The sequence below is a fragment of the Mucilaginibacter glaciei genome (assembly GCF_014773245.1).
In the GTDB taxonomy this organism is placed as follows: domain Bacteria; phylum Bacteroidota; class Bacteroidia; order Sphingobacteriales; family Sphingobacteriaceae; genus Mucilaginibacter; species Mucilaginibacter glaciei.
Genome location: NZ_JACWMX010000006.1, coordinates 248,710 through 274,998, shown reverse-complemented (window position 1 = coordinate 274,998; position 26,289 = coordinate 248,710). Strand labels below are relative to the sequence as shown.

Annotated in this window: 30 protein-coding genes; 20 read left to right on the top strand and 10 right to left on the bottom strand. The window is 44.9% G+C overall.

Features of this window, described 5'->3' with window-relative positions; all coding sequences use genetic code 11:
• The first annotated feature begins 105 nt into the window (after positions 1–105).
• A complete protein-coding gene (locus IDJ76_RS15935; RefSeq protein WP_191164337.1) occupies positions 106–285 on the top strand; it encodes a hypothetical protein in 180 nt (59 codons plus the stop codon).
• On the opposite strand, the gene IDJ76_RS15930 is transcribed toward IDJ76_RS15935, so the two are convergent.
• Complete coding sequence (locus tag IDJ76_RS15930; protein ID WP_191164336.1) at positions 282–2,321, bottom strand: hypothetical protein; 2,040 nt, start codon at positions 2,319–2,321, stop codon at positions 282–284. The genes IDJ76_RS15935 and IDJ76_RS15930 overlap by 4 nt on opposite strands.
• A 40-nt stretch (positions 2,322–2,361) precedes the next feature.
• Between IDJ76_RS15930 and IDJ76_RS15925 the strand changes: the two genes are divergently transcribed.
• Complete coding sequence (locus IDJ76_RS15925; RefSeq protein WP_191164335.1) at positions 2,362–2,820, top strand: hypothetical protein; 459 nt, start codon at positions 2,362–2,364, stop codon at positions 2,818–2,820.
• A 30-nt stretch (positions 2,821–2,850) separates the two neighbouring features.
• Here the strand turns inward: IDJ76_RS15925 and IDJ76_RS15920 are convergent, their stop codons facing one another.
• The 6 genes from IDJ76_RS15920 to IDJ76_RS15895 all read right to left on the bottom strand — a co-directional run bounded on the left by IDJ76_RS15920 (position 2,851) and on the right by IDJ76_RS15895 (position 8,182).
• Positions 2,851–4,905 carry a hypothetical protein gene (locus IDJ76_RS15920; RefSeq protein ID WP_191164334.1) on the bottom strand — a complete coding sequence of 685 codons (2,055 nt, stop codon included), beginning with the start codon at positions 4,903–4,905 and terminating at the stop codon, positions 2,851–2,853.
• Positions 4,906–4,970: 65 nt separating this feature from the next.
• On the bottom strand, positions 4,971–5,414 hold the full coding sequence (locus IDJ76_RS15915) for a hypothetical protein (RefSeq protein ID WP_191164333.1): 444 nt from the start codon (positions 5,412–5,414) through the stop codon (positions 4,971–4,973).
• 99 nt (positions 5,415–5,513) lie between these two features.
• Positions 5,514–5,693 (bottom strand): hypothetical protein, encoded by a 180-nt coding sequence (locus tag IDJ76_RS15910; protein WP_191164332.1) that lies wholly within the window; start codon positions 5,691–5,693, stop codon positions 5,514–5,516.
• A gap of 14 nt (positions 5,694–5,707) precedes the next feature.
• Positions 5,708–6,355 carry a hypothetical protein gene (locus IDJ76_RS15905; RefSeq protein WP_191164331.1) on the bottom strand — a complete coding sequence of 216 codons (648 nt, stop codon included), beginning with the start codon at positions 6,353–6,355 and terminating at the stop codon, positions 5,708–5,710.
• An 83-nt stretch (positions 6,356–6,438) separates the two neighbouring features.
• Positions 6,439–7,653, bottom strand: a complete 1,215-nt coding sequence (locus IDJ76_RS15900) for a PBSX family phage terminase large subunit (RefSeq protein ID WP_191164330.1) — start codon at positions 7,651–7,653, stop codon at positions 6,439–6,441.
• Positions 7,654–7,723: 70 nt separating this feature from the next.
• Positions 7,724–8,182, bottom strand: a complete 459-nt coding sequence (locus IDJ76_RS15895) for a terminase small subunit (protein WP_191164329.1) — start codon at positions 8,180–8,182, stop codon at positions 7,724–7,726.
• A 230-nt stretch (positions 8,183–8,412) separates the two neighbouring features.
• Here IDJ76_RS15895 and IDJ76_RS15890 point away from each other — a divergent pair, with 230 nt between their 5' ends.
• The 5 genes from IDJ76_RS15890 (at position 8,413) to IDJ76_RS15870 (ending at position 12,879) form a co-directional block, all read left to right on the top strand.
• Entirely contained in the window at positions 8,413–9,663 is a 1,251-nt protein-coding gene (locus IDJ76_RS15890; protein WP_191164328.1) for a BamA/TamA family outer membrane protein, read from the top strand.
• A gap of 203 nt (positions 9,664–9,866) precedes the next feature.
• Positions 9,867–10,454 carry a hypothetical protein gene (locus IDJ76_RS15885; protein WP_191164327.1) on the top strand — a complete coding sequence of 196 codons (588 nt, stop codon included), beginning with the start codon at positions 9,867–9,869 and terminating at the stop codon, positions 10,452–10,454.
• Positions 10,455–10,621: 167 nt separating this feature from the next.
• The gene (locus tag IDJ76_RS15880; RefSeq protein WP_191164326.1) at positions 10,622–10,918 is read left to right on the top strand and encodes an RNA recognition motif domain-containing protein; all 297 of its coding nucleotides are present in this window, start codon (positions 10,622–10,624) and stop codon (positions 10,916–10,918) included.
• Between the two features lie 414 nt (positions 10,919–11,332).
• Positions 11,333–12,418, top strand: a complete 1,086-nt coding sequence (locus IDJ76_RS15875) for a sensor histidine kinase (RefSeq protein ID WP_224746357.1) — start codon at positions 11,333–11,335, stop codon at positions 12,416–12,418.
• Between the two features lie 128 nt (positions 12,419–12,546).
• Positions 12,547–12,879: a hypothetical protein gene (locus IDJ76_RS15870; protein ID WP_191164325.1), complete on the top strand. Its 333-nt coding sequence runs from the start codon at positions 12,547–12,549 to the stop codon at positions 12,877–12,879.
• A 123-nt stretch (positions 12,880–13,002) separates the two neighbouring features.
• On the opposite strand, the gene IDJ76_RS15865 is transcribed toward IDJ76_RS15870, so the two are convergent.
• Both IDJ76_RS15865 and IDJ76_RS15860 read right to left on the bottom strand, forming a co-directional pair.
• Complete coding sequence (locus IDJ76_RS15865) at positions 13,003–13,419, bottom strand: hypothetical protein (RefSeq protein ID WP_191164324.1); 417 nt, start codon at positions 13,417–13,419, stop codon at positions 13,003–13,005.
• Positions 13,420–13,535: 116 nt separating this feature from the next.
• A complete protein-coding gene (locus IDJ76_RS15860; RefSeq protein ID WP_191164323.1) occupies positions 13,536–13,709 on the bottom strand; it encodes a hypothetical protein in 174 nt (57 codons plus the stop codon).
• Between the two features lie 210 nt (positions 13,710–13,919).
• Here IDJ76_RS15860 and IDJ76_RS15855 point away from each other — a divergent pair, with 210 nt between their 5' ends.
• From IDJ76_RS15855 to IDJ76_RS15845, 3 genes are all read left to right on the top strand, one after another.
• Complete coding sequence (locus tag IDJ76_RS15855) at positions 13,920–14,612, top strand: S24 family peptidase (protein WP_191164322.1); 693 nt, start codon at positions 13,920–13,922, stop codon at positions 14,610–14,612.
• Between the two features lie 69 nt (positions 14,613–14,681).
• Positions 14,682–15,182, top strand: coding sequence for a GNAT family N-acetyltransferase (locus tag IDJ76_RS15850; RefSeq protein ID WP_191164321.1), 501 nt, complete (start codon positions 14,682–14,684; stop codon positions 15,180–15,182).
• A gap of 235 nt (positions 15,183–15,417) precedes the next feature.
• Positions 15,418–16,446, top strand: a complete 1,029-nt coding sequence (locus tag IDJ76_RS15845; protein ID WP_191164320.1) for an aldo/keto reductase — start codon at positions 15,418–15,420, stop codon at positions 16,444–16,446.
• Positions 16,447–16,483: 37 nt separating this feature from the next.
• On the opposite strand, the gene IDJ76_RS15840 is transcribed toward IDJ76_RS15845, so the two are convergent.
• A complete protein-coding gene (locus IDJ76_RS15840) occupies positions 16,484–17,857 on the bottom strand; it encodes a Gfo/Idh/MocA family protein (RefSeq protein ID WP_191164319.1) in 1,374 nt (457 codons plus the stop codon).
• A 339-nt stretch (positions 17,858–18,196) separates the two neighbouring features.
• On the opposite strand from IDJ76_RS15840, the gene ubiE reads away from it, so the two are divergent.
• The 10 genes from ubiE (at position 18,197) to IDJ76_RS15790 (ending at position 26,234) form a co-directional block, all read left to right on the top strand.
• A complete protein-coding gene (gene ubiE, locus IDJ76_RS15835) occupies positions 18,197–18,928 on the top strand; it encodes a bifunctional demethylmenaquinone methyltransferase/2-methoxy-6-polyprenyl-1,4-benzoquinol methylase UbiE (protein ID WP_191164318.1) in 732 nt (243 codons plus the stop codon).
• Complete coding sequence (gene porT / locus IDJ76_RS15830) at positions 18,925–19,671, top strand: type IX secretion/gliding motility protein PorT/SprT (protein ID WP_449560064.1); 747 nt, start codon at positions 18,925–18,927, stop codon at positions 19,669–19,671. Before ubiE ends, porT begins: the two co-directional genes overlap by 4 nt.
• A 166-nt stretch (positions 19,672–19,837) precedes the next feature.
• The gene (locus IDJ76_RS15825; RefSeq protein ID WP_191164316.1) at positions 19,838–20,596 is read left to right on the top strand and encodes an SDR family oxidoreductase; all 759 of its coding nucleotides are present in this window, start codon (positions 19,838–19,840) and stop codon (positions 20,594–20,596) included.
• A gap of 211 nt (positions 20,597–20,807) precedes the next feature.
• Positions 20,808–21,257 carry a GatB/YqeY domain-containing protein gene (locus IDJ76_RS15820; protein ID WP_191164315.1) on the top strand — a complete coding sequence of 150 codons (450 nt, stop codon included), beginning with the start codon at positions 20,808–20,810 and terminating at the stop codon, positions 21,255–21,257.
• A gap of 117 nt (positions 21,258–21,374) precedes the next feature.
• Complete coding sequence (locus tag IDJ76_RS15815) at positions 21,375–22,136, top strand: alpha/beta fold hydrolase (RefSeq protein ID WP_191164314.1); 762 nt, start codon at positions 21,375–21,377, stop codon at positions 22,134–22,136.
• 2 nt (positions 22,137–22,138) lie between these two features.
• Entirely contained in the window at positions 22,139–22,801 is a 663-nt protein-coding gene (locus tag IDJ76_RS15810) for a CBS domain-containing protein (protein WP_191164313.1), read from the top strand.
• A gap of 81 nt (positions 22,802–22,882) precedes the next feature.
• Positions 22,883–23,764, top strand: a complete 882-nt coding sequence (locus IDJ76_RS15805; RefSeq protein ID WP_191164312.1) for an NAD kinase — start codon at positions 22,883–22,885, stop codon at positions 23,762–23,764.
• Between the two features lie 10 nt (positions 23,765–23,774).
• Positions 23,775–24,563: a type IX secretion system protein PorG gene (gene porG, locus IDJ76_RS15800; RefSeq protein WP_191164311.1), complete on the top strand. Its 789-nt coding sequence runs from the start codon at positions 23,775–23,777 to the stop codon at positions 24,561–24,563.
• Positions 24,564–24,674: 111 nt separating this feature from the next.
• Complete coding sequence (locus IDJ76_RS15795; RefSeq protein WP_191164310.1) at positions 24,675–25,196, top strand: ExbD/TolR family protein; 522 nt, start codon at positions 24,675–24,677, stop codon at positions 25,194–25,196.
• A 297-nt stretch (positions 25,197–25,493) separates the two neighbouring features.
• Positions 25,494–26,234, top strand: a complete 741-nt coding sequence (locus IDJ76_RS15790) for an isoprenyl transferase (RefSeq protein WP_191164309.1) — start codon at positions 25,494–25,496, stop codon at positions 26,232–26,234.
• Positions 26,235–26,289: the final 55 nt, after the last annotated feature.

Here is a 26,289-nt window from a genome sequence, read left to right as displayed (position 1 = left end):
TTATTGGTAAATATAAAGCTTAGTTTTTGAAATCCAAATAGTTTAGAAATTATTTCGCCTTAAGTAACAATACTAACAAATCATCGTCCAATAATAAATTGACCAATGATGATCGTATTAAAATCCGACTACTTTAGCACCCATGAGCGCCTTACCCGTTTTATTAACGAGAACCATATTAAGAGAGAGGATATTTTAGTAATCACTCAAATTCCCGGATCATTTACCATTTTATTCTATGCGGATGATTCGGTACAGGAGGTTACTCACGGGATGTTCTCTTAACCCAGTTTCACCAGTTCCACCTTTACGGGCTGCCCTTTGCGCCAGCTGTCTATCTTGTTAATGTAATAATAGGCGCTATCCTGCTCCAGGTAAACTGGGACTAACAGATCAAGTGTTAAAATATCCCGGGGCGAGAGCATAAAGTAACGTTCTACCTTTTTGGTTTGCTTCAATATCTTCTCCAGTTCGGGGTAATATTGCTTGCGCAGGTCGTCCCAGTGCAGGCTTTTACCGGTCATATCCGTACGGTAAAAGTAGGGGACGGATACGGCGCTGTTCACCACATGGTCATGCGCGGGGTTGCCATCGGTGAATTTGATGGTTTTGCCGCCGTGTTCGCGAAGGTCTATGGTTTTATTGATCAATACACGTGGCGATACCCCGATATTAAAATCGTTGTCCTCGTCGGCACCTTCTGTCATTTTTATCTGGGCGATGCTGCCGCCAATGTAGGGGCGGTTAAGAGTAGGGGCAAACTGGCTCTCAAACAGGTCGGCCGTGGCGGGCAGGGTCTTATCGGCCACGGTTATCCGGGCATCGGCAAAGCCTTTGGGTAATACGGCCTCGTCGTCTTTATATTTCAAATAATTTACCTGCGCATAATTTCCCAGCTGGAAAGCCACGCTTTTGCCCTGGTTCAAACACTTATTAGTCCAGTTTTGGGCCACGGGTATGTTACCTACAATGTCCCTGAAAGATGCAAAGTTGATAGTACGGGTATTGGTATCCGTTTGGCAAACAACACCAAAACGCTGTAGCACATCTTTAAGCAGGTCCTTTTGGCTGATATCCGGGAAGATGCGCTCGCACTGAATATCCTGCCCGTATAAAATGCCTTTGCTGGTAGGGATGATGGTCAGGGTTGCCCCGGTTTCGATGCTGAAGTAGGCGGGCCTGTCGCCAAAAAATTCGTAGCCTACTCTGAGCTGGTTACCTGCGGCCAGATCTACCGATGCCGATAATACTGTGTTGGAAAAATTGCGGTATCCCCTGATGCTTCCGCCGCTACCGCTTAAACGCTCAAAACCGCCTGCAAAATCAAAGTCGGTTTCGGCCAGTGAAATGGTGGTGCCCGCATCGGTATAAAAAATGCTTATTTTTAACGATGACGGGTGGCTGCCCGTTACCCGGCCTTCAAAACGGAGTGCCGGAATGGTGAGCTTAACCTCCACATTGCTGATCTGTTTGGCCGTAAAGGTGGTGCCCCCGGCAAACTGCCCGGCCGGATCTTTGATCATGGCATTGAACGGGATGTTACCCTTATTATCATATATCGGGATGTGGCTAACATTCAGTTTTTGGCCAATGGCCGCTTCCAGTCCGTAGGGGTTAGCCTTGTTCTGATACTCGGTGCCATGTTCAAATGTATTGTTGCTGAACTGTGCAATGAGCAGCGGGTACAGCGGGTCTTCCATTAACGATCCCACCCCTTTGTATCCATTGGCGGCCAGCAACATATCAATGGCGGTTTTGATGAAAAAGCCGGGGCGCAGGTAACGCACATTTACCTCGCACTGCCCCGCGAAATTGTAAAGCAGGTTGCCGTAATCAACCACCGGCCATATCCAGCCCTCTGTATGGGTTTGCGAGGCTACCACGTTGGCTACATTCCAGTTATGCTCCCATTTTTTGAATGGATGGTTGGCACCGTAGGCGGTGGTTTCATCGCCCATGTCATACAGTTTGCCGCTAATGGCATCAAAAAAATCTACGTTGCCGCTCAATATGGTTATGTTGGCGTTATCCTGTTCGATGCCGTTTAAAGTGGCCAAACCATAAGGGATGATCTCTAACCCGTCCTGCACAATTTTGGCTTCATAATTATCATAAGGTGCGGCTGTGGCAAAGGCCACATCATCCGGGAAGCCTAAAATCTGCCTGTTACGCTGCGTAAGCGGCAGTTTGAACTGGTTGCTGGTATTGCCCTGCTGGTTTTTCACCTCGGCCAGGTTGTTGATCTGGAAAGTGAGCGCAATGGGGCTATCGTCTGCAAGGTCAACTAATTGATTATTGATATAGAGTTGGATTTGGTTCATTAGATGTTACTAAATTTGTTATTTTCGCAAAAACCTTATCATGAAAAAGATCTACGCTCTGCTGCTTATTACACTACTTTGTTTAACTTTTTATTCTTGTAGAAAAGATTCACCGGCTAACAATACCTTCACAATTGTTGGTGAATGGCGAATTGATTACCGCATTTACGATTACTACGCGAATGGAAAAGTTTTGGATACTTTCACTTACCAGTACGATAATAGTAGCCTGGAATACGCGAATTTTAATGCGGATGGAACCGGCAGCTTTAAAAAAGCGGGCGTAGTGAATACAACATTTAATTACTCTGTTTCAAGCACCACAATTAAATTAACCAATGTTACCGCTATAAGTAACGGAACATCTAATACAGTTAGAGACGCTACTTACACGATCATTACGTCAAAGGCGAATGAATTGCTTTATTCGGTAGAAGGGGTTGTAGCCAGCCCTACTAATTACGATAAGTCCGTTACCCGCATCCACTTAGTAAAGTAAAAAACGCGGGTGCTTTGGTGTAATACCGGCCTATTGGGTTTGAATATTAATTGCCGGCAGGTTAAACGTTAAGCTGAATGGTGCCTGGCCGTTGCGGGTATCGTACTCGCTGTAGGTGGCGGTATTGATCACAATGGTTTGCCATTTAACCGGGTTTTTATTGACGAGCATTTGCACCTTTGGCGAGTACTTGATGGATTGCAGCCCCTTGATATCGGCCACAGCCAGGTCTTCGGCTACTACTTTTATTTTTTGTCCCGCTGTTTTGCTAATCACTTCTTCGATGCCCTGCTGGTTCTCCCAGTCGAACACGTAGTTTTTGATGATCACGGCGTTCTGTACATCCAGGCTAACTTCCTGGTTGTAAACAAAGCGGTAGTAGTTCCAGCAACCTGTAAGGCCTATCCAGCGCAAGTAAACCGATTGATCATCTACCGCATCGTCAACCCGTACGGTTTGGGTTTCAGTAAGGGTGTGGGTAACGGCATCTTCGTCAGTGTATTTCAGGGTGATATTCAAGTAATAAACATCGGCAGTAAAGTATTGATTGATCAATAGGCGGTTCAATCCCAGCTGCTGTGGTATAGGTATGGCTACTTGATTTTGGCGCGCTATCACCAGTTTGCTGCCGTCCTGATTTAATAGCCAGCTCCCATCATCATTGAGCAGGTAACTGGTTTGCGGGCCGCCTGGCAGGTGGCGGCGGTTAATATCCAGCAACGTGATTTCACAAAAGACGTCACGGCCGACTAAGTCATCGCTGTAAATAAAACCAATGTCAAACGGGTAGCCATTACTGTAAGCAGGTTCGGCAAAATCGGTTATCCATTTGGCCTTTTCGGCACCGGCCGGTACCGCGCTAAACGGCACGTAGGCGGCCAGGTTGCCACCGTAGCGCTCACCTAATTGTTTAGCCGCATAAAGTACATAAAACGGATGGCTTAAACAGATGAACGCCGATCTTTTGGCCTCGCCGCCCTCGTCCCACTCTTCTGCGTAGGCTACCCGGTAACTGGCACTCAGGTTATCATCGCGGTAGTTACTTTGGGTGTAATCGCTATCGTCTATAGGGCGCAAAATGCTTTGCAAAAAGTTAGAAAGATCGGCACGGGTTACGCCTTCATTATTGGGCCTGTTGCTGGCGGTGATAGTGCTTTGCGCCCCGGTTAATTTATCAAAATAGGTGATCTGTGTAATGATCTTATAATAGTGCCGCAGCCGGTTAATGTTGATAAAACCCGTGGCGGGGCCATTGTAGGGCGTGTTTATGATCAGTTGGTTAGGGCTTACTGTAACTTCAGTTTCATAAACACCCCGGTAGGCGCCCGCCTTCAGGTAAACCTTATCGCCTTTAACAATTGCGGCTGTATTCGCTGCGTTTACGGTTACCAGGGCCTTGCCACTTGCAGGGTGTTCCTGCACAGCCAACACGCCAAAATCTTTACGCTGATAAGTAAAAACTACCGGGTTGAAGGCTGCATTCCAACGGGAGATGTTGCCCCCGATAAGCGTTACTGACGGATCGGCAAGCAACAGATTATTTAACCCCGTTACATCGACAGATTGCTGAGCAGTGCAGTTATTGGCATCCTTTGCATAAACGGTTACCAACCCGGCGGCCAACCCTGTAAATATATTTGACGACTGGTAGGTAAGCTGATCTGTGCTGTACAAAATGGGCAGATAGCTGGATGTGGCATTAACCCTGATCTGCCCGTCGGCTGCACCGGGGGCACTTTCTGGCTGGATAGGCACTACAGAACTAATGAGCAGATCGCAGGTATTTACGGGTGGGGCGGGGGCAGGCACGGCTCCAACAAACGTAACTGAAAAAGTTACGTAGTATGGGTTAAGCGGGTTGGTATCTGTAAGCAAACCCGTGTATATGGCAATGCTTTGCCCGGGGATGCTCACGGTGTAGTTGTTAATAACCCCGTTTTCTATCACCTGGTAGCTTACGGGTACGTAATCGCCATTAACAGGCCGGCCTGTCGTGGCATCGGTAAGGGTAATGTACACCCGCCCGTTTACCTGGGTGCCGTTTTGGTAGGTGCTGCTATAATCTATACTTGCTATGAGTGACATTTTCGTAAGGTTTTTTTTGTTGCTATAGGCGATAGTTGGTTCCGGGAGGTTTTGGTTCTTATGCCTCAGCTAAAAGATTCATAATACATGGTACTGAGGGTAATGGTGAGGCCCACGCCGGTGGTATTCACATCAAATTTATTGTACACGGGCAAGCACTTGGCCTTTTCACCGGCTTTGACGCGGAAGTAACGGCCGTCACCATCGCGGTATTTGGCAGCCTTTACCATAAACTGGTTAGCCATATACATGGCCTGTTGCACGTAAGCCTCGTTTTGGGCGGTAAACTGGCCAAATTCAGTTTTGTACAAAAACTCTATGTAAATGGTGAAAATATTATTGACCGAGCCATTTACCTGCGGCGATACCACAATGGGCTGCAAGGGGTAAAGCATTACGCAGGGGAAGGCCGCATCGTCTGCCAGGGTGTTCAGTTCTTTTTCGGTACCGTACAAAAACGACGGCGCGCCGGTAAGTGTTTGGGTGATAGCTTCTATTTGGTTGCGCATGGATTAATTAGCGAATTAATGAGTTAGTGAATTAGTGATTGGAAATCAGCGACCTGTCATTTCTCCTCGCTCTCGCTCGGTCGGAATTACATCTGTTTATTACTGCCCGCTGCTCATCTCCATATATCTCTTTTGGTACTCGGCTTCTGTTTTGTTAAGGAGTAGTTTAGTGAGGATGCGTTCATAAGGCATGGCCAGGATGCTTTCCCATTTGGTGATATCACCGCCGGCCAGGGAATTGACGGTGTTGATGTATTTGAACTTTTCGAAAGCTTGCACACCGGCCCGTTTCTCTAAAGCCGTAACAGCCGACGCCAGAAGCCGATTCTCGGTTTCGATAAGTTGGGATAGTTCATAAAAAAATGTTTGGCTATGGGCAGCGCCTCCGTTACCCTAAGTTGTTTAATGGCTTCGGCAAAGTCGGCGGCGGCGTACTCGTTGTAGTGTTTGCCGGTTGCCCGGCAGTATAGGTAGTAACCCAATACTTTGCAGCAGGCCGTAAGCGAAGGGTTAAAATAATCCTGCCAGTTCTCTTCGCCGTACAGATTGATGTGCGCAGTGATCTCGTCGCTGATAATGTCCCTTGCGGCCATAAAGGCACCCGCAGGCTCTAAAGAAAGGTTGCGGATTACGTTAACGGTAACGATTTTATCATCAATCATCAGCGCGACTGTTTTTGGGATCTCATCGCTATTGTATAAATATTTGATCTGATGCGACAGGGATAACACGGCATCGGCAAAATCCATAAAATCATTGGCATTCACTACCGATTGCAGATCGCTCACCGGCACTCCCGAAAGGATGCTGATGGCTTCCAGGTCGCCCAAGTCTTTACTTTCCTGCAGGGCTATCATTTGCCCCAGGGTAACTTCGCTTAGCTGTGAGGGGAGTTTGAGGTTTAGCTTTCCGGTGGTTGTGCGGAGGGTTTTTTCTATCATCTGTTTTGTGATTATTTTGATTTAAATGATTATACTGATTTTCTTAGATCTCCTCTCGGCAGGGGGGGCAGGCGGGGCGCCCATTATGCCATCCCAATCAATTCCTCGTAAACGCTACCTTGATAGGAAGATGGGGCATATGGTAGTCGGGTAGTGTTTGGTTTTATAGGTTTTAACTTTAGCATGTTAAGTGCAACATACCTTAAAGGGTCTATCAGGTGGTTACAGGTGTCAATGGGCTGGTTGGTGCTATGGCCGCTTTTATCAGTTTTCCATTTGTATTTTTCAAGTTCCTTGCGCAGGTTTAGGCTGTTGCGGGTAACGTTAAGATGATAGCGCTTGAGGATATCTATCGAATGATTTACGCTGTCTGCGCCTTTTTTGGCACCTGTTATTTGCCAGCCTAAACGCCTTAACTCTTCAATAGATTTTGGCTCGGCACTATCGGCGATAACAGGGGTTGATTTTTTTAAACCCGCTTTGCTCAATCTTTTGGAAATATCCGTATTGGTCAATTCGGTTTCGTAAAGCAATTCCTCAATCCAAAGCTCACCGTTTTGCTTATACACCAGCAGGCAACCGGTTTCGTCTTGACTATAGCCGAAATCCAGGCCTGCTGCTAACAATTTAGCATCGGGCGGTATAGCCTCGCAAATGCTCCATTTACTAAAAATCAACCCGGTTACACGGCCGGTGAGGCCGCGAGCATAGACCTTCCATAGCTCCTCGTCTTCATTTTTTAGCGACTCGATCTTATGGCGCGTATTATCATCTAAAAATGGGTTATGTCTATGGTCGGATATAATCAGTTCAACGCCCGGTTTGCCAATTAGTTTCTCGTGCGCCCAAAAGCCGCTATTAGGGTTGTAATCAATAAAAATGCGCTTACGGGTACGCAGGGCCAGCTCGGTGTATATGTCCCATTCAATGCCGTTGGCTTCGTTTACAAAAAGATAATCTCTTTTGCCGCTTTTTGCATCCTGCGCATTGCCGTATGATTTAAATTCGATCAAACTGCCGTTATCAAACTCATAGATACGGTCTGTTTTGTTTAAGTTCTTTACCGCGCCCTGAAAGACCGGCGAACTGCCATGCACGGCGGCGGCATCGCGCATTACTCCCGATTTGAGGTTGGGGATATCCTGCCCGACAACGGTGATCACAACCTTTTGAGTAATAGCCAGGCTAAAAAGTACCTGTACAATTGCATAGGTTTTACCCGAGCTGGTGCCACCCTGGTTGATAATCACCTGCGCTGTTGATTGGTAATTGTGTTTAAATAAGGAGCTGGTTTTCATAGGTGAATTCAATAGGATTGATAGTTAAAGGCACGTATAACTGGAGCAAAAAACCCGTCGTAATGTTCGGTTACAGCAGTACGTCTTTTTCGTTGCCTGCTAATGCGGGGCCGGATTCAATTATTACCGCCCGCTCAATTGTGGCGGTGTTATTATTAGTCGCAGTGTCTGTTTTATCTGCCCATCCCATGCTTCTTAAAGCGAATATCGCACCGGTAGGTGATGCCTGCGATAAGCGTTTTTCATATTCAGATTCTATCTTTAGGCGGGCCTTTCGTAGTTGTAATTTGTGCTTGCCCTTCAATTCATATTCTTCCATTTCCTGCTTGCTACCAAAGCCGAGGTGCAAGGCAAGGCCGGTTAAGAGTGCAGGTTCGGGCAGGCGGTCCCATATAATCTTTTCTGTTACTTCCGGTTTTTTATCGGCAGGTTTTTCCGGTAGCTGCTCAATGTGGTATTCGCCTTTAATGTGCGTGAAATAGGCATCGATCCGCCGGGCAAACTCCGTAGGTTGGTAGACGTAATGCATGAAGATGTTAGTTTATGTTTAAAATGCCGATTGGCATAAATTATATTCAAAAGTACGAAAAAGTTTTGGTATTTGCTAATATTATTGGATTTATTTTAAAAGAAGGTATGTCTGTATTATGCAATTATCTATCGTGGCATAACTCATTTGCCAGCCAAAATAGCCAACCGGTACACAAAACCTATATATTTGAACAATCTGTCAATCAGTAACACCCACTACTTAAATTAATGACTATTCGTGCGGTAATTTTTATAACGGTCCTCGGGTTTTTATGCCCGGCCATGCTGAACGCGCAGGATAGAAAATCGAACATCCCCTTTACGCAGCAGCGGCTGAACGATACACTGGTGGCCCTGCAAAATGATACTATCAGGCAAAAGGATCTTTACGATGTGATTAGTTCGGTATTCAATAAGCATAAGGCTGTCGAAAATAAGGCAACGGTTATCGGCACCAAGCCCGTGTATTCAGTATTGCCCGCTATTGGCTACACCTTGCAAACTAAACTGGCGGTAACCCTATCGGGCAATGTGGCTTTCCGCACCGGGCCCGACTCGCGCATCTCAACCATATCCTCAAACGCGGCTTATACACAGCGTAAACAGATCATCATTCCCATACAATCCAACATCTGGACAACCGACAATAACTATAATTTTATAGGCGATATAAAATTTTATAAATATCCGCAAAGCACTTTCGGGCTGGGCAGTAATTCATCGGCAAAAAACAATAACGCGATGGATTACACGCTGTTCCGCTTTTATGAAACCATCCTGAAACATATTACCGGTAACTTGTATGCTGGTGCAGGTTTTATTGTAGACAAGCATTTAGGGGTGGAAGAAGAGGGTAACCCCGATGGCAGCCTCAGTGACTATGCGCGCTATGGCCCCCAGCAAAGCACCACATCAACAGGTATTACGCTAAATGCACTGATAGATATGCGTGATAACTCTATTAATCCTACCCGTGGTTTTTATACGGCATTGCTTTACCGGGATAATAAAGAATTTTTAGGCAGCACTTCCTCTTGGCGATCATTAGTGGTTGATGTACGCAAATACTGCCGTTTCCCTGCAGGCTCAAAAAATGTACTGGCCTTTTGGAGTTACGATTGGCTTGTGCTTAACGGCGAGCCGCCTTACCTTGATCTGCCCGCTAATACATGGGATCAGTACAACGGTACAGGGAGGGGTTACATACAGGGCCGTTTCCGTGGCGCGCAAATGGTTTATGCCGAAAGCGAATACAGGTATGCCATATCCCGCAATGGTTTATTAGGCGGCGTAGCATTCATTAATGCTGAGTCATTCTCCAGTGCGCCTGGTACACCATTACAAAGGGTACAGCCCGGCTACGGTGCAGGGCTGCGCATTAAACTTAACAAGGTATCAAAAACCAATATCGCGATAGATTACGGATTTGGCAACCAGGGGTCGAAAGGGGTTTTTGTAACCGTTGGCGAAATTTTTTAACAAAAATTTAACGTTGATCCCTTTCGTTTTGTAAAAGTTTAATTATCAGCGTAAATAATTAAAAAGCATGGTGAAAAAAAACAAACCTTTTTAATTGCGATCTCGTTTATATAGTAAGTTAAAAATTGTTAAATTTTAGCTAAAAGGAGTGTTGGAGGTCATAGTTAAGTTGTTTTTCATTAAGTTTATTGCATCTATTCGTTATGCAGCTAAAAAGGTTTACTAACTGGTGTATTTGTGTTGCTTTGCTACTTTCGGGTATGGCCTCATCTTGCCAGAAAGATGCTACAGATAGCGAGATTGCACGGCAACAGGCGGTAGTGAAAGCCGATAGCGCAATCGCCAAATCGTCGCCGGGTAATTACCTTGCCCTTAGCGGCACCCTTATTATCAGGGTGCAAGATTCTACTTATAAATTTGATGCCGCTACAGATTCTATCGCTTTTGTGAACATGAATGTGGGCGATGATAAATATTTTGGTGTTACCGCCATTAATAAAGATCACACTATGAGTTTTGGCCTTTCCTCAAAAGGAATGGCCGCCACCGATGTAACTCGTGGCATAGAGGGCAGCCAGTTAATATTAAGGCCCGATGCTATGCACACCCAACAGTACAGCCTTACCCGTTTTACGGAAACCGGCGATGCGGGCAACATTAAACTTACCGACTATCGCCGCGATACTGTTTTGGCCAAAGGATCATTCTTTACCTTCCTGGCTAAAGATGATAAGGAAGGTTCGCCATTTTACAGGGTAGAAGGCAAATTCGACCTGAAGATCAAAAAATAATGCTAAGACAAACAGCCGCCACAGCTTTTAAACAGTCTTTTTAAAACAGCCCTTTTTTGTATTGACAGTTTATTGTAAAAAAGGGCGTTATACGCGGTCTTAATCCCGCTAATTCTTTCAAAATTGGCCTTTTTTGTGTACATTTGTAAAAAAACAAAAGGAGATTAATGAAAGTATTTATTGGAGGCCTTCCGCTTGAAGTGAGTGAGGCCGAACTAAATGCGGTTTTTGGAGATTTTGGGCCTGTTAAATCACTCAGAATTGTTAAAGATCGTGAAACAAAAGAGAGCAGGGGTTTTGGGTTTGTTGAAATGGTGAACGAGGCAGAAGCTAAAGAAGCGATAAGATGCATGAACGGGCAAAGCTATTACGGCAAACGCATTACTGTAAACATTGCCGAAGATAAGGGCCCCGGTTTTGGTGGCAATGGTGGTGGTGGTAACAGAGGCTTTAGCCGTAATTAATAACCCCTTATAATATTTTCTTTTTTGATTAGCCGGCAGTGCCCGGCTTTTTTTGCGCCTAATATTTAAGCTACCTGTGCGCTACAATTATAGCTTTCTGGAATATTATTTTGCCTTGGTTAAATATTATTATTATAATTGTACTACCCCTAATCCGTTATTATAAGTGCTACTATTAGGTATATCAACAAACTCTGGATCCATATTACGGGGCCCACTGCCGAGTTTTCGTTAGAGACCAGGATATTTCACTCCCTATGTGTAATTGCCATTTTTGCGCTGGCATATAATGTTCCCTTTAATTATTTTATCGGCCTGCCGCTTATCGCTTTAATAAGCCTGGTTGCTGTTATCATCTTTTCTTTTCTGTATTATCGGTCGCGCCGCCAGCGTAAGTTTAACTCTACCTTTATCATGTTTGCGGTTACCGGGCACGTGCTTTTTATCGCTAACTTCATTTATAACTCGGGCACCTATGGCCCAACAGACGTACTGATGGGTCTGAGTATTTTACTGGTACTATGTGTGGTGCCAAAATCGCAGCAAAAGCCATGGGTAGCTGTTAATATATTGATTATTTGCCTGCTGCATTACATAGAATATAGTTGGCCTCAACTGATACCCGATACTTATATGAATAAGGAGAGTCGGTATTTCGATATAACATCGGGCTATATTGTGGTGGTTATAGTGATCTATTACACCGTCACTTATTTACGCCGCAACTACGATCACGAAAAACGGTCGGCATCTGATAAGGCTACTTCCATAGAGCAAAAGAACCACCAGATAGTTGATCAGAACCACGAGTTGGAACGTGTTAATACCGAGCGAAACAAACTGATGTCTATCATTGCGCACGACCTGCGCTCTCCGTTAAGCAATATTCAAAACTACCTGGAGATGGTTACCGAGTACGAATTGGAAACCGACGAGCGCCGAATGGTAGAGGGCGACTTGTTGAAGGTAACGCGCAGCACTATAGACATGCTGGGTAAGTTGCTGATATGGTCAAAAGCCCAAATGGACGGGGTAAACGTTAAATTGGGCTATGTAACCCTGCGCCAGTCTTTATTTAATACTATTGAACTGGAACGCTCAATTGCGCTTAAAAAGGATATTACGCTTATTAGCGAGATTGACTGGGAGGTAAAAATTGTTGCCGACAGCGACATGCTGCAGCTGGTTATTCGTAACCTGATCAATAACGCCATTAAGTTTACCCCGCATGGCGGGCAGATAAGCTTTAAGGCCAAACATATTGGCCGCGAGTGCTGGCTCATCATCCGCGATAATGGTATCGGTATATCTTCTGAAAAGCAAGCCGAACTGTTCTCGCTCCGTGCGGCATCAACCTTTGGTACCGATAACGAAAAGGGTGTTGGCCTTGGCCTGCTGCTTTGTAAGGAATTTACCGAACTGCAGGGCGGTCGCATTTGGGTAGAAAGCCCCGAAGGTGAAGGCACGGTGTTTTACGTATCTATGCCGACGGGTAGTTGACGTTATAAGTCGTACGTCTTACCTGGGGCGTTGTACGTAAAACGTATAACGTAATACGTACAAATCTGATTAGGTTTATTACACAACATGTACGGTTTTTTACTTTTGAATTTTTAATTTTGCCTTATATGAGGCCTGGTGATAAAGTTATTTGCGTAAACGATAAGATTGACCCTGATAAGAACGAAGAGATCCGCCGTGATTTTGAGATCTGGATCACGAGGGATAAGGAGTACACCATCCGCGAAATATTGGATAACAACGGCATCGTTACCGGCGTACTGTTGGACGAGGTTCACAACTTTCCTAAATTCTTTAAACTTATCAACCGTTTTCAGGAACCAGCCTTTGCTATCTGGCGTTTCCGGAAGTTACAGTACAACGCCACCCCGGCCGAGGCTTTAAGCGAAGTGGAAGAACTGGTGGACGTAGAAGAAGAGCAACTGATCAAAACTAAATAAGATTAGCATCATTGATTTAAAATGCTGACTATGCTTAATGGCATAACACGGAAGGTGAAATCAATTGTTTTGTATTCTACCTTGCTTTCAGCTTTCTGCACATAACTTTAAACTTTCCACTTTCTAAATCCATTCCTGTTCTGTCGCCGCTTCGGTTTCCACCAGGTAGGTGAGCACGTTGCGTAACACCGCCTCGCGCGCCCATTGCTGCTCTGTTAATGATGCATCTTCGCGGTACCAGTTAATGGCCTCGTTGATCTGTATCCGTGTTTTATAGGCAAAGTTTTTGGTGGGGTGTACTTTAGTTCCTTCGTAACTGTTCAGTCCCTCGGTTTTGATGATCTTTGCAAATTGTTTCAGGCTGATATCCAGCAGCAGGCATTCGTCCAGGGAGTTTTTAAAATCTTGCTTATCCTCCAGCCAAAGGGAAAAGGTGTCTTCGTTCAGTTCATGTTCGGCAATGCAAATGCGACTGTAATCGTAATCTACAGATATGATCATCCACCATAGCTGGTCTTTAAGTTTTTGAGTTAGTTTCATGTTAATAGTTTTATTGTTTTGTAGTAGTTTGTCATGTTGAGCTTGTCGAACCATTAGGCAGCCATTCCAACGCGTTTCCTTCGACAGGCTCAGGATGACCTTTCTTATTAAAAAGTTTATCCCTTCCGTTCAAAGGCAGGCGTCCATCCCGGCAGGTACTTTTGTATGGCGGCTATCTCGCGGCTGTATTTTTCGCAGATAGCCTGGTAAGCATCCAGCCGTTGCTGCAATTCGTTGCTTTTTAACTCGGTTTTATTGGTAGGGCGCAGGGCGCTGTAGGCGATATGCATCGGATATGTTTTTTTGGATTTTAAATTATATGGAGGCAGCCAAACCATTTTAACCCGCCCGGATTGCTTGTAAAGTACTTTCTTGATATTCTTTATTCATGATAGTTGGATTGTTAATAATTTGTATTAGATTAGCAAATATTGACGATTCAAATATACAGAATAATCTTTATTTAAATCAAGATAAATCTGTAATTATTTTTTATTTATATGGAAGACGCATCGAAGCCTAATAAAATTAAAACTATACGCCCCGAAACACTGGAGTTTATTATTTTATATAACCAGTTGCGAGGTAAAGCATTTAATAATAATACCGAGTTGGCCGAGTCGCTTGGTTTTAACTCGGCCAGCAGTATTACTGAGATTATTAAAAGCCGCCAAAATATCGACCCGGAAAAGCTAAAGATATTTAAGGATAAATACAGTGATATATTGGGGATAAAGAAGAGTACAGATAAAACTGTATCTGCCATGACAGAAGAAGGAATCCCGATGTACGATATCATTGCGACGGCATCGGGCGTAGAGGTTTACAACGACATTAACGACTCGCGCCCGGTTGGCCGCATGAACTTCCCCGGGATCGAGGAGTGCGATTTCGCCCTGCCGGTTTGGGGGCATTCTATGTATCCTTACCTGGAAAACGGCTGCTGGGTGGCATTGAAAATTATCAGCGACCGCAAGATATTGCCCGGCGAGGTTTACTATATTGAATGGGGTGATTATCGTATGTATAAGCGCCTGCTGGCCAGCGATAACCCCGAAGAAGTGATTGCCCACTCAGATAACGTTACCGAAATGATAGGCAACCGTTTAAAGTACGCGCCGTTCCCCATCCGGATAGACGAGATCAAAAAGCTTTGCCTGGTAAAGGATATCCATAAAAAGCATAACCATTAATGGATGTGCAGATGAGCAAATATGCGGATATGCAGATGTTCTTATTTTTGAATTTTTACTTTTAAATTGATGACTATCCGCCTTGCTACCCTTGCCGATATCCCGTATATCATGTTGCTGATAAAAGATGTGGTGCCCCTGATGCGCGCAACCGGTAATTTGCAATGGAGCGACGATTACCCTAATCCCGAAGTATTTGAGCGCGACATTAGCCTTAACCAGTTATGGGTAGCTGATATTGATGATGCCATTGCAGGCGTTATCGCCATTACCCATGATCAAAGCGAAGAATACACCCAGGCAGGCTGGGATATTACCGAGCAGGCCATTGTTACTCACCGGTTAGCAGTTAGTCCACATTACAGGGGCAGGGGTATAGCGGAGCAATTATTAAACAAGGCCGAAGAAGAGGCCATCCGCCAGAATATCCCCCTATTGCGCATAGACACTAACACCAATAACCAGGCAACGCAAAAACTTTTCCCGAAACTAGGGTACACCTACTCGGGCGAGATCAGCCTGAATTTTAGACCGGGCTTGCGGTTTTTGTGTTACGAGAAGCGGTTGTAGCCGCTTTTTTATAAACGCGTCATTGCGAGGTACGAAGCAATCCCCCGATAGACAAGTAGACTACGAGCATGTCGGGGATTGCTTTGTCGCTATCGCTCCGCGCAATGACGCGGGCTTTTTCATCAGCGTAATCCTAAAATCATTTAAATCAGCGGTCGGTATTATGTTATTCCTGTGATACAACTTTTACCGCTATCCCCGAAATTTGAATTTCTACTTATAAAAACATCGACATATGGAATACAGACAATTAGGCGGCTCGGGATTAAAGGTGCCCGTATTGAGTTTCGGAACCGCGACCTTTGGCGGCGCCAATAATTTTTTTAAAGCCTGGGGCGATACGCAGTTAGACGAAGCTAAAAAGCTGGTGCGCCTGTGTATGGATGCCGGTGTTAACTTTTTCGATACCGCCGATGTGTATTCGGGCGGGGTATCGGAAGAGATATTGGGTAAGGCGCTCGAAGGCATCCGTAACGAGGTACTGATATCGACCAAAGCCACCTTTAAAATGGGCGACGACCCCAACTACGGCTCATCACGTTTTCACCTTATCCGCTCGGCAGAGAATAGCCTGCGCAGGCTGAACACCGACCATATAGACATTTACCATATGCACGGATTTGACGGTAATACACCTGTTGAAGAAACCCTGCACGCGCTGGACGATCTGATAACCAGCGGCAAGGTGCGGTACATTGCCTGCTCCAATTTTTCAGGCTGGCATCTGATGAAATCCATGTCGGTTTCTGAGCGTTACGGCTGGTCGAAATATATAGCGCACCAGGCATATTACTCTTTATTAGACAGGGAATTTGAATGGGAACTGATGCCCGCAGGGATCGACCAAAAGGTGAGTACCATTGTATGGAGCCCACTATCATCAGGTAGATTGAGTGGTAAGTTTCGCAGGGGCGTACCGGTGCCGGCAGATAACCGTTTGGCACAAGGTGGTAGCCATGGCCCCGCGACAGATTTTGAACGCCTTTACACCATTGTAGATGCGCTGGACGAAGTAGCCGAAGAAGTAGGCAAATCGGTAGCGCAGGTATCGCTCAACTGGCTGTTGCAACGCCCGACTGTCGCTAACCTGGTGATAGGTGCCCGCAACGAAGAACAACTAAAACAAAACCTGGAGGCAGTAGGATGGAACCTGACTACAGACCAGGTTAAGAAGCTGGATGCGGCAAGTGAAATGGCCCCGATTTATCCATACTGGCATCAGAGGCAGGATAGGGACCTGAACCCGCTGCCAAAGTTCTATTAACAAAAAACGCCTCCCGGTTTTCAGGAGGCGTTTTTTGTTATACTGATTTTACCTGTTTCATTTTCTCGGGGTCCCAAAACATAGGGGCATTTTTAAAGTAGCTGTCGTTACATAGCAGTGCAGGGGCTGCTGCGCGATATCCAAATACCGCATCCTCGGTTACCTTACCCTTGTTGCGGATGGCGTTAATAAAGTTATTCATGTGATCATAGGGGCCGCCCAGGTAACCCTTTTCGGCGTCGTAGGTGATCTGCTCTGGTGGTAGCATCATTTTACGGCCGCTGTTGGTTTGGCCCATCTGCTTCATTTTTTCGATGTAGAAAGGGTCGCTGTTATCAATGGTTTTGTTGCGTTTAAGGGTCACACTATCCCAGGTAATATCCATCGAGCCTTCGCTGCCCACCAGTTTAAGGTAAGTGGTGCCGCTGGTGCCGTCTACAAAGTTACAGCGTAAGGATAGGTTAAACGCCGGGTGTGCCGCGGCTTTGGCATAATCAAAGGTGCCTAACAAAACATCCGGCACTTCGCGGCCATCGTTCCAGTAGCGTAACCCGCCCGATGCATAGATCTTATTAGGCCCCATCGAGCCGGTGATAAAATGCAGGCTGCTAAACAAATGCACAAATAAATCGCCCGCCATACCGGTGCCATAATCGGTGTAGTTCCTCCAACGGAAAAACCTTTTAGAATCGAACGGGCGTTTAGGTGCATTACTGATATAGGTATCCCAATCAATGGTTTGGGTAGATGCATCATCGGGGATGGGGTATTGCCAAACCTCTACCGCACCGCGGCGGGCCCAAAAGCCTTCGGCATAATTCAAATCCCCAATTGCGCCGCTTTTTAAAAGTTCGCGGGCCTTCTCATTCCCTAAAGATGATACACCCTGGCTGCCCACCTGGAAAACCATTCCGGTTTCCTGCTGCGCTTTAATTACCGCCGGGCCCTCCATAACGGAGTGTACCATCGGCTTTTCGCAGTACACGTGCTTGCCGGCATGCATCGCATCAACAGAGATCTGCTGGTGCCAGTGATCGGGTGTGGCGATGATCACCGCGTCGATATCCTTGCGGCTTAATATTTCTTTATAATGCTTGGTCGTGAAAAGGTCGGCACCCCATTTAGTTTTGGCATCTTTAAGGCGGCCGTCATACAGATCGCAAACGGCAACCAGTTTAACACCAGGCACTTGAAGTGCTGTATTGGTATCAGACGTGCCCATGCCGCCTGCGCCTATCAGTGCAATGTTTACCTGGTCGTTAGGGCCAAAGTTGTTGTATTGCTGTTTTAAATAGTAAAAACTACCGGGTTTATCGGTGGCTAACAAACTGCTGCCGGCTGTAACAGCCGCGGCGGTGGTTGCCAGTTTTTTAATAAAGCCCCTGCGCGATGCTTCCTGATCTTCTTTCATAAAGGGTATGATAAGAGGGTTTTTATTTTGGTTTATGTGATAAAGTGAAGGTATAAATTTATTTAATGAGTTTACAGATTATTGTTACGGACGCTTATATAGTCAAAATAATGATTAGCCTTTTTAGACTAATTAAACTAAAATTAGCCTTTTTAGGCTAGTAAGTATAAAAGCAAATGCCGGATGTTTGCGGCCTTTTTTTCTTAGCACTTCCTTGTATTAGTTACAACCCAAAGTAAGGGCAACCATACAGTTGCATCATAGAAATGCATTTTTATGGTATACCACAGGGCACAAACTATCAACTCCAATCAAAACCATTATCTTTGCTGCATACACATGAGCAAAACCGTAACACCCTACCAAAACGAGCAGGCTACCAAGAAAGAGCAGGTGGCCGATATGTTTAACAACATCTCAAAAACCTACGATTTTTTGAACCATTTTATGTCGCTGGGCATTGATATTATTTGGCGCAAAATTGCCATTAATGAATTAAAGGTCAATCAGCCTAAATTAATTTTGGATGTTGCTACAGGTACCGGCGATTTTGCTTTTGAGGCCTTATCTATTTTAAAGCCCGATAAGATCATCGGAGTGGATATCTCGCGCGGGATGCTGGATATTGCCGATCAAAAAATAGCCAAACGCGGCCTGGGCGATCAATTTGAGGTAAAACTGGGCGATTCTGAAAAACTCCCGTTTGAAGCTGATATGTTTGATGCGGTTACCGTAGCTTATGGTGTGCGTAATTTCGAGAATCTCGAGACAGGCCTTGCCGATATTCACCGGGTATTAAAGCCGGGTGGTAAAGTGGTAGTGCTGGAGTTCTCTAAACCTAAAGTATTTCCGGTAAAACAACTGTACAAATTTTACTTTAACTATGTTACCCCAGGTATTGGTAAGCTGTTTTCTAAAGATGCCCGCGCGTATAGCTACCTGCCCGAATCCGTCGAGGCGTTTCCCGATGGTGCAACTTTTACCGGTTTAATGGATAAAGCAGGCTTTAAAAATACCAAAAACAGGCCTTTGGCGTTTGGTATCTGTTCCATTTATACAGGCGTTAAATGATTAAAACCCGGTACCTATCCATTTTATTGCTATTAATGAGTTGCAGCAATCGCTTGTTTGCCCAGCAATTAATACCTGCATGGGGTGGCGGTGCCGATGTTAGTGATTTTAGTGCAGGGTTTAGTTTCTCATACGTTTCCAGCAATTTTAAGATTGTAAAGCAACCAAATTGGCGCAGCCCTTATCTGGACCCTGCCAATAATAACCGGCCCGTTACTGATTCGTTAAACAGTATCAGTTCGAGATCGCTGCCGGGTTTTTCGGTTGGGTTTTTAGCCCGCTACCGCTTAACAGATCATTTAGAGGTGCGGGCTACGCCATCGCTGGTGTTTGCAGACAGGTCTGTAAGTTATAAATATGCCACCCCATCGCAGGATGTGGATAAACAGGTGCAAACCACCACGGTAGATTTCCCCATTTCAATAAAGCTTAAATCCGACAGGATAGGCAACATGCGGGCCTATCTGTTAGGCGGCATGAAGTTTTCAAACGCTATCGGCTCCAAAAAAGGATCGGATGTAAATGCCGGGCCGCTGGAAAAGTTACTGAAGAACAATCGGAGTTATTCATCGTACGAAGCAGGTTTTGGTTTCGATATCTACTTTGAGTATTTCAAGCTCTCGCCAGAAATTAAGGTTAGCAATTCTCTCGGTAATATCCTGGTGCAGGAAAATCACCCGTTCTCGTCGCCTATCAGCAAGCTATCATTGCAAACGGTAATGTTTAGCCTGTTTTTCGAGTAAATACCGTCTGAATCAGAATTTTCAGAATTATAGAATTAACAACATAAATTAACACTCGCATTCTGAGAATATATAAATCCTGAAAATTCTGATTCAGGCGATTTAGAGAGTGCAGTAATTATCCCAACATAAAAACATAATTTCGCTGCCGATAGTTAAACTACCTATGGCTAAAATTGCATTAATTACAGGAGCTACCGCCGGGATAGGCGAGGCCTGTGCACATACCTTCGCCCGCGAAGGTTATGATCTGATACTGACCGGCCGCCGCATGGACAGGCTGGAGAAACTGGCCGAAGAGCTGAATACTAGATATAATGTTGAAGTGGCGGTATCGTCGTTCGATATCCGCAGCCGCGAGCAGGTGGTAAGTAACCTGGAAGGGTTGCCCGCCCAATGGAAGAAGGTAGATGTGCTGATCAACAACGCAGGGCTAAGCCAGGGGCTTGACCCGATTGATAAGGGCAGCTTTGACGATTGGGACACCATGGTTGATACCAATATTAAAGGGTTGCTTTACGCCAGCAAAGTGGTGAGCAACTGGATGATCACAAATGGGAGCGGCCACATCGTTAACTTAGGATCTATAGCCGGGAAAGAAGTTTACCCTAACGGCAATGTGTATTGCGCAACCAAGCACGCGGTTGATGCCTTAAATAAAGGGATGCGTGCAGATTTGTTGCCGCATGGCATCAAAGTATCGGCCATTCATCCGGGTATGGTGGAGACGGAATTCTCTGAAGTTCGTTTCAAGGGCGATAAGGAAAAGGCCAAAAAGGTGTACGATGGCTTTGAGCCGCTAAGGGCGCAGGATATTGCCGAAACCATCTGGTTCATCGCATCGCGCCCGGCACACGTAAACATTAATGATCTGCTGATCATGCCTACAGCACAGGCATCAGCAACAAATATTTTCAGAAAGTAAAATAGTTGTGCAGATAAAATAAAAAAATGTCGTTTCGAAAGAGCGATAGCGATGAGAAATCTTCTGCACTTTGCATTTAGGAATTCAAAGCTAAAAATTGTCCCTTTTAGAAGATTTATCTTTATATCTTGTTCGAAATGACAATCTTTTTAACCCAAAATTAGAAATCTGAAGCTTCAATCACTAATTCACCAAATCACTAATTACAAATATGTCACTTATCACACAAATAGACCAGGATATTAAACAAGCCATGTTATCTAAACAGGCCGACCGCTTGCGCGGTTTGCGTGCAGTAAAATCAGCCTTACTTTTAGCTAAAACTGAAAAAGGTGCGGCAGAGGAACTAACCTCAGAAGCAGAGATTAAGGTACTGCAAAAGCTGATCAAACAACGTAAAGAATCGGCAGATATTTACAAAACGCAGGGCCGCGAAGACCTGTACGATATTGAAATGGCCGAGATGTATGTAATTGAACCCTACCTGCCACAGCAAATGACGCGTTTCGAAATAGAAGGTTATATTCAGGAGGTGATTGAACGCTTAGGCGTCACATCGGTAAAAGACATGGGCCGCGTAATGGGTGTAGCTAATAAAGAGCTTGCGGGCCGTGCCGATGGTAAAACGGTATCTGAAGTAGTAAAACAATTGTTAGGATAATTTAATTGTTATTATAGTTGCATGTGCAACCTAATAACCTAAATTTACAACTTTTCAGACTGTTATTTAAAACGGTCTATTATACTTACAATAACCAATACTATATAAAGTTTTGCTATGGATCACGTGCTTAAAGAAGAAAAAGGTTTTAGTTACATCGAAGCGGGTGAAGGTGAAACGCTGTTACTTCTGCACGGTTTAATGGGCGCTTTAAGCAACTGGGAAGATGTTGTGAACGAGTTTAGCCCACATTACCGCGTTATATTGCCTATACTGCCAATTTATGATATGCCATTGCTCACTACCGGTGTGCGTGCGCTTTCAAAATTTGTACATAAGTTCATAAAATTTAAAAAGCTGAGTAACGTTATTTTATTGGGTAACTCATTAGGCGGGCATGTAGGCTTAATTTATGTACTGGCACACCCGGGTTATGTGAAGGCGCTGGTTTTAACGGGCAGTTCGGGTTTGTATGAAAATGCCTTCGGCGGGTCGTTCCCAAAACGCGAAAGCATAGATTTCGTTCGTGAGAAAGTGCAGTATACTTTTTATGACCCGGCAATTGCTACCGATGAGTTAGTGAACGATGTATTTGTGATGATCAACGACAGGCATAAGGTGATCCGCATATTGGCTATGGCAAAATCGGCTATCCGCCATAATATGAATAAGGATCTGCGTAAAATTACGATGCCGGTTTGCCTTATTTGGGGCCGCGATGATAAAATAACCCCGCCGGAAGTGGCAGTGGAATTTAATGAAATGCTACCTAATGCCGAATTGCATTGGATAGACAAATGCGGCCACGCCCCGATGATGGAGCGGCCTGTTGAGTTTAACCGGTATTTGAAGGCTTTTTTAGATAAAATCAAAAAATAGATATGCTTGCAATTGAGCTGATAAGTGATGCGGTACCGCCGGTACATACTTCTGACAGTATTCAGAAGGTTTATGACCGCATGCAGGAGTTTCGCATCAGCCATTTGCCAATTGTAAACGAAGAACAGTTCCTGGGGCTACTGTCTGAAGATGATTTGATAGAAGAGCCTGACTATAATGCACCTGTAGGTGCATTGGCATTATCGTTGGTAAACCCTTACGTACTGGAAGATCAGCATATTTATGACGTGATCCGGCTGTTTTACGAGCGCAGGTTAAGTGTAGTGCCCGTACTCAATGCCAAACACGATTACCTGGGCATGGTTACCATTACCAGCATGAACGAATATTTCGCCACCCTTACATCGGTATCGCAGCCGGGCGGGATCATCGTGCTGGATGTGGATATAAAAAACAACTCCCTTGCACACATGTCGCAGGTGGTGGAGTCAGACAATGCCCAGATCCTGAGCTCATACGTCCGCAGTTTCCCCGACTCGACCAAACTGGAGATCACTCTGAAAGTAAACAAGCAGGATATCTCCAACATCCTGGCTACATTTCTGCGTTATAACTACGATGTTAAGGCCACCTTTAACTTTACCGACCACAACGATAACTCAATGGACCGGTTCGATTCTTTTATGAATTACCTGAATTTGTAGGTTTGGTATTTGTGCTATAACACTATTATTTAAAACAATAAGCCGTATTTTAACTGCAAAGTTCGATATTCGTCTCAACTTATGAATATAGCAGTTTACGGCAGGCAATTTAATGATGCTTCGGTGTTCCCCTTCATTCGCCAGGTGTTTGATAGCCTGTTGCAGCATAACGTAAATATATACCTGCATCAGCAACTGAACGATAACCTGCAGGGCAATATAGATACCTCGGGCTTTAAGGTGCTAAAAACCGGCGACCCTATAAAAGGCATAGTTGATGTATTCATCACCATTGGCGGCGATGGCACCCTGCTGGATATGGTTACCCTTATCCGCGATAGCGGCGTGCCTGTAATCGGTATAAACTTTGGCCGTTTAGGTTTCCTGGCCAGTATTAATAAAAGTGATATCGCGGCGGCCATCCATGCCGTAGTGAATAAAGAATTTACGATCGATAGTCGCGAATTACTGGTGATAGAATCTGACCAGAAGATCTTTGGCGACGATAATTTCGCGCTGAATGATGTAACCATCCACAAGCGCGACGACTCTGCCATGATTACTACCCATGTCACCCTTAATGACGAGTTCCTGAATTCGTACTGGGGCGATGGTATCATTATTTCTACTTCAACCGGGTCCACAGCCTACTCCTTAAGTTGCGGCGGCCCCATCATCTTCCCGCAAAGTAACAGCATAGCACTTACCCCGGTAGCACCACATAATTTAAACGTACGGCCTATCATCCTGCCAGATACCAGCGAACTGGCCTTTGAGGTAGAGTGCCGCGGCAGCAATTACATCGTATCGTGCGACAGCCGCACCGTGATCATAGATAAAACCATGAAATTCAAGGTTTATAAAGCGGGTTTCCAGCTCAACCTTATCCGCCTCAATAATGAAAGCTACTTATCTACGTTAAGGAAAAAGCTGTTGTGGGGTTTAGATGCCCGTAACTATTAAATTTGCCTTAATGCCAAAACGTTTATTATTTGTTCTGTTAGTATCGATATGTACCGTTGCAAGTGCCCAAACCTGGGAAGTTGGGGTCGGCGTAGGTGGCGCAGGTTATATCGGCGATTTAAATACTAATCCGGTTAAGCCAAGCGGCCTATCGGGTGGGTTGTTTTTTAAACGAAATTTTAATGGGTATCTGGCAGCAAGGTTAAACCTGGCAGCAGGGCAAATAAGCGGTTACGATAGCAAATCAAACGACCAGCAACAGCGCGACCGCAACCTGAGTTTCACCGATCCTTTGAAGGAAGCCAGCCTGGTGGCCGAGTTCAATTTTATGAAATACATCCCGGATGCCGGTAAAAATAAATATACACCTTACATTTTTGTGGGTGGCGGCATTACCCAATACACACCGCGTACCAAATATAAGGGGGGCACCTACAGCCTGCGCGATATCATGACAGAGGGGCAAAGTATCCCCTATAAAAAATCGGCTATTGTTGTGCCTTATGGGGCAGGCTTCAAATATAACTTTGCCGGTAAATGGACGGTAGGGGCGGAATTAGGTTACCGCTACACCAATACCGATTACCTGGATGATGTGAGCGGCGTGTACCCTGATAAAAGTAAGCTCGTTACCGCACCGCAAAAAGTATTGTCAGACCGTTCCGGCGAAAATACAGGCGTTTTTACCGGTTCGCCGGGTTCGCAGCGGGGCGATTTTAAGGCGCATGATACCTACATGTTTGGTTGGTTTACCCTCTCTTATACTTTTGTTACGCAAAAGTGCTATTACGAGAATTAAATTCTGATAAATAAATATAAACAGAATTATATTCTGTTTTATGAAATAAAGCATTAATTTTAAGCGTTTAATAATTAATTAACCAAATTATAAACCTTAAAATTTAATGCCATGGCCGAATTAACCGCAACCCCGCAAAAACAAGGCGCTCGTATCCGCACCGTTAAAGCACCGCTCCGGGTAGATCTAACCGCTATGGTCGATCTGGCTTTCCTGCTGATCACCTTTTTTATCCTGACAACCACGCTGGCCAAACCAAAGGCATTAGATTTGGTGATGCCTGTAGGTGATGAGCCGGGTGGTGTATCAAACTTGCGCACTCTTACGCTTTGCCTGGGCAAAAACAACCAACTCTTGTATTATTTAGGCGAGGCTGATAAACCGGTTGTATCCGCCACGCTTACCAACTACGGCAGGCAGGGTCTTCGCCGGGCAATAATTGATATGAAGGCCAAAGTGAAGCACGATACCGGTAAAAGTATGATCGTGCTGATCAAGCCTGCCCAAAGCTCCGTTTACGAAAACTTGGTAAACGCGCTCGACGAAATGAAAATAACCGGTGTACAGCAATACGCCATCGGCGATATAACCCCTGCGGATATTAATCTGCTGAAGGGCAAAGAGGTTTATTGATAGGACGATTTTTTATTACGGCACCATTACATTAAAAGTAATGGTGTTTTTTTATGGTATAATCACTTGTAGAATACCATCTTAATTGACAGAAATTGTGATACCTGTGATAACTACATTCAAAAAAAGCCTGTTTATTTCTTTTTTACCGCATACTAAAATAAATACAATTAAGTTTTACCTTTGTCACCTGAAAAAAACAGCATAAGTTATTGAAAGCTTTGCTTAAAAGATGTTTAATTTTAACAAGGCCATGTATTTAACTGCCCCAATAAAGCAGTTAAAAACGCATAGAAAATGAGTATTAAGGATCAGATTGATTTGCACAGATTGCCGCGCCACATAGCTGTTATTATGGATGGCAACGGACGGTGGGCTAAAGGCAAAGGCAAATTAAGGGTGTTTGGCCACCACAACGGCGTGCTGTCTGTACGAGACGTTGTTGAGGGTGCCGGCGAATTGGGTATAGAGTACTTAACACTGTACACCTTTAGTGCCGAAAACTGGAACCGCCCCACCTTAGAGGTTAACGCCATTATGGAGCTCCTGATCAGTACGATCAATAAAGAGATTGCCAAGCTGATGAAAAACAATGTGCGCTTAAATGCCATCGGCGACCTTAATCAGCTGCCTGCAAAATGCCACAGGGAATTGAATAACGCTATTGAAAAAACATCTGTAAATACAGGGTTGGTAGTTACACTGGCTTTAAGCTACAGCTCGCGTAACGAGATTGTGCAGGCTGCGGCCAAACTGGCTGCCCAGGCGCAAAACGGCGAAATTAACCCTGCCGATATTGATGAACAAATGTTTGAGGATAATTTATATACAGGCGGTATGCCCAACCCCGAGCTATTGATACGCACGAGCGGAGAATACCGGATAAGTAATTACCTGCTTTGGCAAATTGCCTATGCCGAGCTTTACTTCACCACAAAATTATGGCCCGATTTCCGTCGGGAGGATTTGTATGAAGCCATATTGGATTATCAGAAACGCGAACGCCGTTTTGGTAAGATAAGTGAGCAGGTAAACTAAATTTTTACTTTTAACACTTTTTAACAACTGTATAAATTATTTTTAGCCCACTAAA

Coding starts and splice junctions, on each gene's coding strand:
- IDJ76_RS15790 (WP_191164309.1), top strand. CDS start 25,494: ATGAGTATTAAGGATCAGATTGATTTGCACAGATTGCCGCGCCACATA.
- IDJ76_RS15815 (WP_191164314.1), top strand. CDS start 21,375: ATGGATCACGTGCTTAAAGAAGAAAAAGGTTTTAGTTACATCGAAGCG.
- IDJ76_RS15825 (WP_191164316.1), top strand. CDS start 19,838: ATGGCTAAAATTGCATTAATTACAGGAGCTACCGCCGGGATAGGCGAG.
- IDJ76_RS15870 (WP_191164325.1), top strand. CDS start 12,547: ATGAGGCCTGGTGATAAAGTTATTTGCGTAAACGATAAGATTGACCCT.
- IDJ76_RS15875 (WP_224746357.1), top strand. CDS start 11,333: ATGTTTGCGGTTACCGGGCACGTGCTTTTTATCGCTAACTTCATTTAT.
- IDJ76_RS15840 (WP_191164319.1), bottom strand. CDS start 17,857: ATGAAAGAAGATCAGGAAGCATCGCGCAGGGGCTTTATTAAAAAACTG.
- IDJ76_RS15860 (WP_191164323.1), bottom strand. CDS start 13,709: ATGCATATCGCCTACAGCGCCCTGCGCCCTACCAATAAAACCGAGTTA.
- IDJ76_RS15820 (WP_191164315.1), top strand. CDS start 20,808: ATGTCACTTATCACACAAATAGACCAGGATATTAAACAAGCCATGTTA.
- IDJ76_RS15890 (WP_191164328.1), top strand. CDS start 8,413: ATGACTATTCGTGCGGTAATTTTTATAACGGTCCTCGGGTTTTTATGC.
- IDJ76_RS15855 (WP_191164322.1), top strand. CDS start 13,920: ATGGAAGACGCATCGAAGCCTAATAAAATTAAAACTATACGCCCCGAA.
- IDJ76_RS15905 (WP_191164331.1), bottom strand. CDS start 6,355: ATGATAGAAAAAACCCTCCGCACAACCACCGGAAAGCTAAACCTCAAA.
- IDJ76_RS15895 (WP_191164329.1), bottom strand. CDS start 8,182: ATGCATTACGTCTACCAACCTACGGAGTTTGCCCGGCGGATCGATGCC.
- IDJ76_RS15795 (WP_191164310.1), top strand. CDS start 24,675: ATGGCCGAATTAACCGCAACCCCGCAAAAACAAGGCGCTCGTATCCGC.
- IDJ76_RS15900 (WP_191164330.1), bottom strand. CDS start 7,653: ATGAAAACCAGCTCCTTATTTAAACACAATTACCAATCAACAGCGCAG.
- IDJ76_RS15845 (WP_191164320.1), top strand. CDS start 15,418: ATGGAATACAGACAATTAGGCGGCTCGGGATTAAAGGTGCCCGTATTG.
- ubiE (WP_191164318.1), top strand. CDS start 18,197: ATGAGCAAAACCGTAACACCCTACCAAAACGAGCAGGCTACCAAGAAA.
- IDJ76_RS15880 (WP_191164326.1), top strand. CDS start 10,622: ATGAAAGTATTTATTGGAGGCCTTCCGCTTGAAGTGAGTGAGGCCGAA.
- IDJ76_RS15885 (WP_191164327.1), top strand. CDS start 9,867: ATGCAGCTAAAAAGGTTTACTAACTGGTGTATTTGTGTTGCTTTGCTA.
- IDJ76_RS15865 (WP_191164324.1), bottom strand. CDS start 13,419: ATGAAACTAACTCAAAAACTTAAAGACCAGCTATGGTGGATGATCATA.
- IDJ76_RS15935 (WP_191164337.1), top strand. CDS start 106: ATGATGATCGTATTAAAATCCGACTACTTTAGCACCCATGAGCGCCTT.
- IDJ76_RS15805 (WP_191164312.1), top strand. CDS start 22,883: ATGAATATAGCAGTTTACGGCAGGCAATTTAATGATGCTTCGGTGTTC.
- porG (WP_191164311.1), top strand. CDS start 23,775: ATGCCAAAACGTTTATTATTTGTTCTGTTAGTATCGATATGTACCGTT.
- IDJ76_RS15850 (WP_191164321.1), top strand. CDS start 14,682: ATGACTATCCGCCTTGCTACCCTTGCCGATATCCCGTATATCATGTTG.
- IDJ76_RS15920 (WP_191164334.1), bottom strand. CDS start 4,905: ATGTCACTCATAGCAAGTATAGATTATAGCAGCACCTACCAAAACGGC.
- IDJ76_RS15915 (WP_191164333.1), bottom strand. CDS start 5,414: ATGCGCAACCAAATAGAAGCTATCACCCAAACACTTACCGGCGCGCCG.
- IDJ76_RS15930 (WP_191164336.1), bottom strand. CDS start 2,321: ATGAACCAAATCCAACTCTATATCAATAATCAATTAGTTGACCTTGCA.
- IDJ76_RS15925 (WP_191164335.1), top strand. CDS start 2,362: ATGAAAAAGATCTACGCTCTGCTGCTTATTACACTACTTTGTTTAACT.
- IDJ76_RS15810 (WP_191164313.1), top strand. CDS start 22,139: ATGCTTGCAATTGAGCTGATAAGTGATGCGGTACCGCCGGTACATACT.
- porT (WP_449560064.1), top strand. CDS start 18,925: ATGATTAAAACCCGGTACCTATCCATTTTATTGCTATTAATGAGTTGC.